Annotated in this window: 8 protein-coding genes; all 8 read right to left on the bottom strand. The window is 30.6% G+C overall.

What is annotated here, in order from left to right:
- Positions 1–5 precede the first annotated feature (5 nt).
- The 8 genes from rfbG to AC1Q8M_RS13725 all read right to left on the bottom strand — a co-directional run bounded on the left by rfbG (position 6) and on the right by AC1Q8M_RS13725 (position 10,392).
- Complete coding sequence (gene rfbG, locus AC1Q8M_RS13760; protein WP_000934344.1) at positions 6–1,094, bottom strand: CDP-glucose 4,6-dehydratase; 1,089 nt, start codon at positions 1,092–1,094, stop codon at positions 6–8.
- Positions 1,095–1,122: 28 nt separating this feature from the next.
- Positions 1,123–2,082 (bottom strand): NAD-dependent epimerase/dehydratase family protein, encoded by a 960-nt coding sequence (locus AC1Q8M_RS13755; RefSeq protein ID WP_000561952.1) that lies wholly within the window; start codon positions 2,080–2,082, stop codon positions 1,123–1,125.
- 82 nt (positions 2,083–2,164) lie between these two features.
- The gene (locus AC1Q8M_RS13750) at positions 2,165–4,231 is read right to left on the bottom strand and encodes a hypothetical protein (RefSeq protein ID WP_001087519.1); all 2,067 of its coding nucleotides are present in this window, start codon (positions 4,229–4,231) and stop codon (positions 2,165–2,167) included.
- 20 nt (positions 4,232–4,251) lie between these two features.
- Positions 4,252–5,001 (bottom strand): sugar phosphate nucleotidyltransferase, encoded by a 750-nt coding sequence (locus tag AC1Q8M_RS13745; RefSeq protein WP_000864429.1) that lies wholly within the window; start codon positions 4,999–5,001, stop codon positions 4,252–4,254.
- 563 nt (positions 5,002–5,564) lie between these two features.
- Positions 5,565–6,239 (bottom strand): papain-like cysteine peptidase, encoded by a 675-nt coding sequence (locus tag AC1Q8M_RS13740; protein ID WP_016512478.1) that lies wholly within the window; start codon positions 6,237–6,239, stop codon positions 5,565–5,567.
- A gap of 430 nt (positions 6,240–6,669) precedes the next feature.
- Positions 6,670–7,797 carry a Ger(x)C family spore germination protein gene (locus tag AC1Q8M_RS13735; RefSeq protein ID WP_000619978.1) on the bottom strand — a complete coding sequence of 376 codons (1,128 nt, stop codon included), beginning with the start codon at positions 7,795–7,797 and terminating at the stop codon, positions 6,670–6,672.
- The gene (locus AC1Q8M_RS13730) at positions 7,794–8,897 is read right to left on the bottom strand and encodes a GerAB/ArcD/ProY family transporter (RefSeq protein ID WP_016512480.1); all 1,104 of its coding nucleotides are present in this window, start codon (positions 8,895–8,897) and stop codon (positions 7,794–7,796) included. The genes AC1Q8M_RS13735 and AC1Q8M_RS13730 overlap by 4 nt, the downstream gene beginning before the upstream one ends.
- A gap of 1 nt (position 8,898) precedes the next feature.
- Positions 8,899–10,392, bottom strand: a complete 1,494-nt coding sequence (locus AC1Q8M_RS13725; protein ID WP_000055701.1) for a spore germination protein — start codon at positions 10,390–10,392, stop codon at positions 8,899–8,901.
- Positions 10,393–11,067 lie beyond the last annotated feature (675 nt).

Genomic DNA, 11,067 nt, shown 5'->3' with positions numbered 1-11,067 from the left:
GTAGTTCAAAGCATGCAATATTGTTTGATTTGGCTAATACATAGATTTATCATCTCAGAACTGGTGTAAGAATTATAATGTTTATACCATTCTATTGTATTTTCTAAAGTCTGTTGTAGGGACCATTTTGGCTGCCAATTAAGATTGAATTTTGCTTTGCTAATGTCAAGATTCAGTAAATTTGCTTCATGGAAATTTATTGGACCTATATTTTCTGCTGTCCAATCCCCGCAGCCCCAAATATCTAGTAAACTGGTCACTAATTTTTCTACTGGAACAATATTGCTTAGGGATGGCCCGAAGTTCCATGCTCCTGAATAAAGGATACCATTATTTATAATTTTTTCTGTAAGGAGTAAATACCCGCTTAAGGGTTCTAGTACATGTTGCCAGGGTCTAATAGCAGTAGGGTTTCTAATAATAATGTTTTTGTTTGATTCTAATGCTCGTATACAATCAGGAATAATTCTATCTATTGACCAATCGCCACCACCAATTACATTACCAGCTCGAACGCTTGCAATTATTTTCTTGTGTTGAGAAAAGTTTTCTTCTGAAAAGTAAGAATTTCGATAGGAAGAAATTAAAAGTTCGCAGCATCCTTTACTTGAGCTATATATGTCATGGCCGCCCATAGGGTCAATTTCACGATAACCCCAAGGCCATTCTTTATTTTCATAGCACTTGTCACTTGTCACCATAATTCCTATTTTAGCTGATTCATGTAATCGAATTGCCTCTAGTACATTCATAGTTCCTACAACGTTTACCTCGTATGTTTCTCTAGGATATTCATATGAATACTTAACTAGAGGTTGGGCAGCTAAATGGAATACAATTTCAGGTTTATAATCTGTAAAAACCTTATTTAATTTATTAAAATCTCTAATGTCTCCACGAATATCAATTATATTATTTTGAAGGTTAGTAATGTTAAAGTTATCATTTTTATTTTTAGGATCTAATGAATATCCGATTACAGTAGCACCTAATTCATTCAACCATAGGGATAACCAAGAACCTTTAAAACCAGTATGTCCAGTAATTAAAATTGTTTTTCCGTAAAAAGCATTATTAAAGTTTTGGTTTAACAATTAGTCCACCTCCTTTAGTACCCTATTTTTAGGGGGTTAGGTATAAATGTTTATTATTTTTATACCAATTAACAGTTTTTATAATTCCTTCTTCAATATTAATTCTAGGTTCCCAGGAAAGAGAGTTTTTTATTTTTTGCACATCTGCTTCAGGAACCCATCTTTCATTTGTTCTAGAGGAAATTGCACCGTAATTTGGTCTGGAATTGGTTTTCAAATGTTTGAATAATAATTCTACATAATGTTTCAAGGGGTGAATAGTGCCGCTCCCAATATTAAAGATTTCATTTTGTACAGTAGTATTTTCTACTGCTAGGATACAGGCATCTATTACATTTTCTATATAACAATAATCTCTTAATTGATTACATAAAGTTAAATTTACATCTTTGTTTTGTAATACTCGCAAGATTATATAGCTAAAAATTTTATGCGGCTCTTCGCCTTCTCCGAATATGCCAAAAGGTCTTAATGTTATAAGATTAATATTGTTTTCGCTAGCAATTTGATGGGCGAGTATAGTAGCAGCAGCTTTGGTACTTCCATAGATATCCACAGGAGTTAGTAACATATTTTCATGAATAGGTTCCATCTTGTTACCGTATTCAGAACTACTCCCAAAATTGATGATTTTTTTACAATTCACCAATTTTGCTGCTTGAATAATGTTACAAGTCCCTATAACATTTGTTTCTATAGCATGGATGTAATCTGTATGGGCAGAATTTACACCATAGGCTGCCAGGTGAAAGATATAATCGGGATTAATTTTCTTTATTGCATCTTGTACTTGTTTTTTATCTCGTATATCTATTTCATAGGTTTCAATATATTTTAGAATATCCTTTAGTCTCCAAGAGTTTGATGGTGTTCTTATGAAAAGAACAATTTTTGCTTGTAAATTTAAAAGTCTTCGTGCCAAGTGAGAACCAATAAAACCGTATCCACCAGTAATAAGGAAAGTTTTATTTTTAAATGAAGCAATCATAGTGATAATCTATCCTTTATTAAGATGTATTTTTAGTTGCTGAAATAAATAGATTTATTTTTAAATAAGGAAAGTATCAGTCTTAATTGTGATGAGGGGAGGGGTATTTAAAATGATTTTTTATTGTTGTTGTATCAATTTGGTCAGCAAATAAAGAGGAGGGAGATTTTTGAAAAGTATTATGAAGGGTATGACATGTCTTGTTCAATTGTTCAATATAAGGAATGTATATATAATCTAAAACTGCTGGAGGTAATTCTAAAGTTTCTTGTTTCCATAAATCGAACTCGTTTGGATTAATAATTTGCATACTTCCAAAATGAAAAGCTATTAATTCATCTTGATCAATAAAAACTTTATTATCTGTTTTAGATATAGAACTGCTATTTAAAATGACATTCCAAGGTGCTGCATCAATACCTTTATGAGTCATGATTTTTATATTAGAAAAGATGTTAGGAATGTGATTTAAATATTTTTGGTCACCCCATCTATTCATTTCAACATCATAATGATTATTACAATATTCTAGGCATTTATCTTTCCACCATGTTAAAATTTCTTTACTATTTTGATCGTTTTTGAAGCCTACTAAACCAGCTTGGTATATACCGTGTATGCTTTCAATTGCAGTAGAGCTTCTTTGAGGGCAAAGGAATACAGAGTATTTCCACCACTCATCAAGAATGATATTAGGTGCTGTAAAGAAATACATATCAGCATCACAATATATAATGTGATCAACTTCCGGATAAAGACTAAGGACATGTAGACATAGGGGCGCTTTTAATGTCCAACAATATTCTTGTAAACTTCTATCATTTTTTATACTGAGGAGTTCATGATTTTCAATTTCTTTTACTGGAATTAGTATGGCGTGCTTTAATTTTAATTTCTCTAATATTTGATAAGTTAAATCATCCATACAACAGATCCATACAGTAAATTTAGCGTTGAAATTTTCTAAGGAATAATAAGAGGTCAATCCTTGAATTAATCGTTCTTTACTTATAATCATGGAAAAGTTCATAAAATGATTGGATTGATTCATTTTTCTTCTTAATTGTGAATCTTTATATAAAGTTTGAGCTTTATTTATATCTTTTTTACTTAAAAATTGTTTAGTATCTTTATTGAATTTATCCTTTAATTGCTTTAAAACAAATTGAATTCTCTCTAAATACGGAGTGTAAATATGGTTTAATATATTATTGGGTATTGAAATTTCTCCCAAAGACCAAAGGTCAAAATCATTTTCAGTAAAGATAGTAATACATGCAAAATGGTAAACAACTAGTTTGTCGTTTTCAATAAATACATCGTTTTTAGTCTTGTCAATTTTATAATCGTTATTATATATACAGTTCCAAGGCGCAGCATTTATACCTAAGTTATTTGAAATTTTTACTTTTGGAAAATATATAGGGATATAATCTAAATACTTTTGGTCTCCAAATTTCCCCTCCTCAGCCTCGGCACTGCACCAATCTATACATTTATTTTTCCACCATCTTACACTTTTTAGTCCATAGAGATCATTCTTAAATCCAATTAGACCGGCCTGATATTTTCCATACATCTTTTCTACCCAATCACGATCTCTTTGGGGGGTTAGGAAAATAGAATGGTCACCCCATTCCTCAAAAATAATATTAGGGTCAGAGAAAAAGCATAAATCACCATCACAATATAGAATAGATGGTAAATCATAATTGACCAATAAATATTCTATCAAGACAGATTTTAAAGTCCAACAATATTCATTTACTTTTCTTTTTCTCTTAATTGCTTTTAGTTCACGATCTTCTAATTCTTCAACTTGTAAAAGGTTTACATTAATTAAACTCATTTCTTTTAATAGTGAATATGCAAAAGGATCTATACAACAAATCCACAATGTGAATTTTTCTGAGTACTGCATTAGTGATTGCTGTAAAGCAATAATTTTCAAGACATACTCACTACCTACAATGACGCAGAAATGATTATTTAGATCATGTTGTTGATTATAGAATTGGGGATGTCTTTTTTGAGTATTTTTTTTGGAGAGATTTGAAGCTTTAATTCCTGTTGAAAGTGGGTTAACTATTTTCTCATTAGAGGGGATATACAATCGAGGTAAACTTATTTTTTTATCATTAGAGTTCAATGCGTATTCAGTCCTCTCCACTAAAATTTATTTGGATTCCAACTTTCATTTACAGTTTTTAAATCTTTAGGTGTATCGACACTAGCCCAAAAGTCATTGTGTTCATAGACTGCGAGCTCATTGTCTTTTATTAAATTTCGAAGAGGATCTTCTTCTAGAACACAATCATCATTATTACTTAAATAATCGAATATTTCTTTGTTAAATACAAAAAACCCGCCATTAATTACTTCATCAAGTAATGGTTTTTCTTTAAAATCAATAGCAATTCCATCTTCGACCTCCAATAGGCCGTATTGACTATTTTTTTTAATTCCAGTTAATGTAGCAATTTTTCCTTTTTCTTTATGGAATGCTATTAGTTGATCAATATCTATATTAGCTAATCCGTCACCATAAGTTAATAAAAAGGTTTCACCCTGTACAAAGGATTCAAGTTTTTTTAGTCTTGCCCCGGTCATTGTATCAATTCCTGTATCTATAAAATGTATATTCCAATTTTCTAATTCCTGAAGTAGCGTATATTGACTGGTTTTAAAATTCAAACTAAAGTCATTCTCTTTCCAGCTAAAGTCCATAAAATATTCTTTAATTTTCTCACCTTTATATCCTAAGGGCAAAATGAAATCAGAATGTCCATATTTTCTATACCAATTCATTATATGCAAGAGGAGAGGCTTTCCTTGAACTCGAACTAATGGTTTGGGAATGTCCTCTAAAATTCCTTGCATCCGAAGCCCTTTTCCGCCACACAAAATTATGACTTTCATAGATTTATTTCCTTCCTCTCTATATATTTTACTAATTTAAACTATGTAGTTTGTTTGATAAATGTATACACGGTTGTACCATAATGACAATCAACTAAAAAATATATGTTAGATTTATAATTCAAATGCTGATTAAACGTGAAGAATACGCACTGTAGTTTATTCTCAATCTTATGTAAATTAGGTTATTTTAAAATCAATGCTTTATTTTATTTAATACTAATGAAAGAAATTGCTTGTTTATAAGATAAAAGAAGGGGAGGGGAAACAAGGGAATTGAAGAAGCTTATAATGAAAAATCTAAGAAGGAAATTAACTATTTAAAGGAAAAGTGAACAAATATTAAATTGTAGATTTTACAAATTTAAAAAAGAGCACCGTATAAAGGTGCTCTAGTGATGGAATCAATTTTGTAAAGAACCATTTATTCAATAAAGAAGGACTTATGAATTATTATATGAACGGTTTATTAATTAAGTGTGTATCAATTAGATGGGAATTTTATTTCTCTACACCTATTTTAATTTACTGGCAAAATCATGTTAAAAGTAAGAAGGAAAGTATTAAGTTAATGTTATTTTATTTAAAATATAATCCCAATCGGAATCATCACCTTCCCATCTATCCTGATAACGTGGGAGTTCAATTGAACAAACCCTTGATATTCCCCAATTTTGTTCAACGATATTAGATATATCCTCCTTAAAATTGACAATAAGAATATTAAAATCTTTATTTGTAATTTCGGATAATACGTTTTTTAATTCAATCGCTTCATCTCGATTTCCCCAAATCCTAATGAATAAAATCGATTCACTACTATTTATTTTTTCAAGGAATCGATTAATTCTAGTGTCTAATTTAGCTTTAAAAGAAGGATAAGTTGATTTCCAATTCTTTTCTGAGTCAATAGGAAAGTCATGCATTGAAAAACAATTATAATAAGTGTCCTTTATACAATAGGTAATTCGTTCTGCCCATTTAGTTTGATTATCAAATTCTGATTCAATAAGACCGTAACTTTCTGAACCTTCTATGACCATATTTTCCAACTTCATAAATTTTTCAAACCGACTTTGAAGTAATCTGTTTACATCTGAAAGTGATGGATAATAAAACCAATCTAAAGGTCCAGAAAATGTTCTTAAATGGTGCCTTTTGATTTGGTTAGTGACTTGACACAATCCTCCTAAACTTACAATTACGCCATAGGATTTTTGTATATCATCTAGGTTCATCCTCATCATCCTTTTTAAAAGTAATTTAAATTATCTATTCAGTATATGATGCAATAACATATTGATGTGGACATATATATCAAAGTACATAGAACTAAGACAATGGTATAAATTTGAAAAGTCAAAATCCCTAAGTTAAGGGATTATATCTTTAATGTTATATCATTGAGTTGTTATTGGAATGAAAACTGGTAGGGATATTGCACCAGAGTTATTTACTCTCCAGTAACTTAAATTAGAAACCAGTCCTTGATTACTGTAGTAAAATTGTTGTCTTTTTAAAAGAATACTTAGATAAAAAAAGAAAACCCTATTGGTTAGCCTTTAACGAGTAGAGTTTTCTTTGAAGTAGCACCTTTTACATGATAAATATTGAAGAGGGAAAACCCACTTAGAAAAACTTTTAAGCAGAAAAATAGACTAGTCTATTTTAATTTCTAATGGTCCCAGTATCTTTTATTTTGACGTGTGTCTTTACATTTATTTTAGCCTCTGCTAACGCTTGCAACCAATCTCCTTTTACTTTTTTCCACTCTTTATATTGAAATGCTCTAGCATATAGGGATAATCCGATTGGATCAATTTTATTCTGCTGTATTTCATACAACATATTTTGTAAATTATTATTAATTTCTTTTTGAATGGCACTTTTTAAATTATTTATATTTTTTTTATTATCATAGTGCCCCTTAATTAAATTCGCATTGGTTTTTTCTATTAAAGCTACATTAGCATATATATCGAGATTAAATACAAACTTTCCGTTTTGAAAATTAACAAATACCTTCCTTGTCGCGTTCTGTACGAAGATAGAAGTGTTTATTTTTTTGTTGGACTTTTTAGGAGGAAGCGCAAGGTGTAGTATCATTCGCCCGCTACTTTTTTGCTTATTTATAAGATTAAAAAATTTAACATCTTTTTTAGGGATATGAGTTAAATATTTCCCTTTTCGATTTAAAAATGCAATTCCTACTGTGTCGATTTCATTCTTTGTTTTTTTGATAATTGGAACAGCTTGCGTCATTCCTTCTTCATTTTGTTCTCTCATTAATTGTTGAATTGTAGAAGAGACGGATTGGTTATTTTGAATTGACGATTCAATTACACCATTTATATAAGATGAAAGTGATGGTTTACTAGGCTTATGAATTTTAAAAATTTCTTCTGCAGGTCCATCTACAAGTACTACTTTAGCATTAATGGTAGCGTAAGGATCACGGTAAGAAGAATCAAGCTCCTGCAACCAATTTGCTTCTTGCGCTAATTTTTTCCCAATTAAAATGATTTCAGCTTTGGAAGCTGTCATAAAGCCTGTTAACTTCGTATCTATCTTACTGAATCCAGTATATACAGTTGATGCTTGTGTCCAATGTTCTATAGTACTTTTTGGTTGTTTATGATGAAAGAGTGGTATGCTTGTTCCAACTTTTATGTCTCCATTAGGGGTTCTATCCAAGCCAATTAACAGGATTAATGAAACCTTCTCAAGAGGAATTCTCTGACTACAACCAATTATATATACACAACAAATTACAATCCATATCCATTTTCGAATCAAAGTTGTTTCCTCCTAGTAATCCAAGTAAAAAGAATACTGTAAGCGAAAAATAAGATTGGTAATAGAATAAAGAAAAAGACATTTAAGATATCCATAAGATAATATATAAACAAATATTGATCCACATCGGGATTTAGGAAAATAAATAGGCCAACTATAAGTAACATAAAAGCAAGTAGCGCCCAATTGCGGGCGTTTTTTTGAAGTGAAATGGTCACAGATTCAAAACTGAAAAATAAATACGGATATATTGTAGTGGAAAATACAATTAAATAGTAAGCGATATATATAATTTCTAATCGTTCCATGAAAGAAAAACGAACCCCTTTTAACAGATGAAATACTGGCCAGATTACATCTTTTATCCCTTCTGGACTAAAGTATATATAAGAAAGGATAGTAACATATAGATAGAAAAACATGGTTCCAGTATTCGCTATTAGTAGTCCTTTTATGGCTTTTTGTTTTTTTTGTAAGAATGGGTATATATAATATGCAATTTCTAGGCCAGCATAAGGAGTAATGGTTTCTTTTGTTGCCTTTACAATAGGGTATAATCCTTCTTTAAATATAGGTAGTAGGTGTAAAGGATTGTAGTTAGTCTTTAGTGAAAAAAGAAGAAATAGCGGCATCCAAGTAGTGAAGAAGAAAACAAGCATAGAATAACTAGTAAGAGCCCTTAACCCACTCAGGGCTAAAATAATAAAAGGTAATAGTAATAATATGGTGATTTGATAAGCAGGAGTGGAAGGGAATATCCACACTTTTACAATATCAGTTGCCTTTAATAAAGTATTAAATCCAGCAAAAAATAGATAAAAGGCATATGCAAGAAAAAGAATTGTCCCTATCCATTTACCAAAGTATGTTTTTAAGATTTGTGAGAAATTTTTGTTAGGATTTTTTTGTAACATTAATATAATAAATACACCGATTATAGAAGTAACTATCCATCCGAGAATGATCGAAATCCAGCCATCTGTACCAGCAGTAGTAGCAAGTGGGCTTGGCATAATTAACATACCAGATGCGAGTTGCAGCGAATGAATGAAAATAATAAATTCGAATAAAGTTACTTTTTGGAACTTAAGATTCCCCATGTTAACCACCTTCTTTTTTCTTTCTTTGTTTCGGCTGTCCTGTACTCGAGCGGGTGGTAATCATCGAAATAGGAAATCTTACAAAAGAATCTTTTAACTCTTGGAGACGAAATGGTGCGATTGGCATTCCGTATGGTGAACCATAGGAAGTTAGTGAAACAAAATGAGCAAATAAGAGCATTAATCCACTAACAATACCTACAATCCCATAAAAGTAAGCCAATAACATCATTGGAAAACGGATAAGGCGTATAGAACTTGATAAATCATAATTAGAAACAATAAATGAAGCAATGGCTGTAATAGATACGATAATAACCATAACGTTACTAACAAGACCAGCTTGAACAGCCGCCTGTCCAATTACAATCCCTCCAACGATTCCAATAGTTTGTCCAATTGGTTGTGGTAAGCGAATGCCAGCTTCACGTAGCATTTCTAGTGTAATTTCCATTATAAAAGCTTCCAATAAGGGGGAGAAAGGGACTTTGACTCTTGATGTTGCAATAGAAGTGTATAAGTCTATAGGAATAATTTCAAAGTGAAAAGAGACTATAGCAATATAAAATGCGGGTAAAAAAATAGCTATAATAAATCCTGCAAATCGTAATAAGCGAAAAAATGATGCGATGAGCCAATGAATATTATAGTCATCTGGGGTTTGAAAAAATCCAATCAAATTCATCGGAACAACCATTGCACCAGGGGATCTATCCATTAATACTGCTACTTTCCCATCAAGTATATGATTTGAAATGGCGTCTGGGCGCTCGCTTAAATACGCCTGTGGAAAAGGAGTCCAATTTTGATCTTTTGTATAATTAGATAGCTCTCCAATACTTAATACCGCATCTGTTTTGATTTTACAGATTCTAGTTTCAATTTCTTGGACTACATCTGCGTTTGCTACATCACCTAAGTAAATTAAATAGACTAAAGAAGTGGCTCTTTCTCCAATCGTCAGCTTTTTGATTTTTAACTCTGTAGAAGGAATATATCGACGGATAAGACCTATATTTTTTGTGGCATTTTCAATAAATCCATCATGGGATCCTTTTATAGTAACTTCTGAAATTGGCTCTTGAATTGCTCTCTCTGCCCAGCCTTTTGTATTTATTAGAAGTGAACGCTTTTCTCCCTCCATAAACAGTACACATTGCCCCTCAAGTAATCCTTCTTTAATTTCATTCCATGTATATACTATTTTGGTATGAGTAGCAATAATATTAGAATTAAATATTTGACTGTCTTCATTTACTTCTTGTAATAATGGTGTAACAACATTGGTTTTTAATGCAACACCATCTGTAAGGCCTTCGAAATAATATAGTAAAATATTCGTGTTTGTTTTTAATTGCAAAGGATGTTCAATTAAATCTGCACTAATATCAAAGATGTTATCTAATGTATTTTTAAGTTCTTTTAAGTTACTTGTTTGGATCTTTTCAATGGTTTTATCTGTCTTAGTTTCTAAGGTCTCTTCATTTAAGGACAAAATTGACACCTCTTTAATATATAACGATTAGTTGTATTTATTATTTTTATATGATTGAATTTTATTCACTAATTTAAACTAATTGGAGATAAGAATTAATAAATTTGATGTGCTATATTATTAATTTAATAATTGGGAGCAAAAAGCAGATGTAATTTGTGTGGAAATTTCAGTATTAAGATAGAATTGAAATTTGAATGATTATAATAAAAAGAGCCCTTGATAGGTTCTTTTTTTAGTTGGTAAATATGATGTCAACAATAGATGGCGATAAAGGTAGTAATTTAGATGTCTTTATGTTAATCTGCTAAATTTTGTAAGGAGAATTCTTTTTTTCATACCTTCATACTCAATGAAAAAGGATATTTCATTTATTTGGGTGTTCTAGTGTATTTTAATTTTGCGCACCAACAAATTTTGTTTAGGGACAAAATGCGTTTTCTTAATTATCAGAAAAAACAGTGCGACAAAATTCCTATTAATTATTTTGGTAGGTATCAAATATTTCTTTGACCTTATTTTCTTGATATTACCGTACGTTTATATGTTTCTAAGGGAAAGAAATACTTTCATTTTTATTACCATCTATTGTTTGATTAAGATGGTAACATGAAAGTGAAACGTTTACAACCAGAAAATAAAGAAAAAATATTAAAATACGACTTTTTTCGACAA

This window comes from Bacillus sp. GW823-FHT06A10 (assembly GCF_058795375.1).
This window is presented reverse-complemented; position numbering and strand designations above follow the sequence as displayed.

Excerpts from the sequence above, each read along its gene's own strand:
- AC1Q8M_RS13755 (WP_000561952.1), bottom strand. The coding sequence starts at position 2,082 with ATGATTGCTTCATTTAAAAATAAAACTTTCCTTATTACTGGTGGATAC.
- AC1Q8M_RS13745 (WP_000864429.1), bottom strand. The coding sequence starts at position 5,001 with ATGAAAGTCATAATTTTGTGTGGCGGAAAAGGGCTTCGGATGCAAGGA.
- AC1Q8M_RS13740 (WP_016512478.1), bottom strand. The coding sequence starts at position 6,239 with ATGAACCTAGATGATATACAAAAATCCTATGGCGTAATTGTAAGTTTA.
- AC1Q8M_RS13730 (WP_016512480.1), bottom strand. The coding sequence starts at position 8,897 with ATGGGGAATCTTAAGTTCCAAAAAGTAACTTTATTCGAATTTATTATT.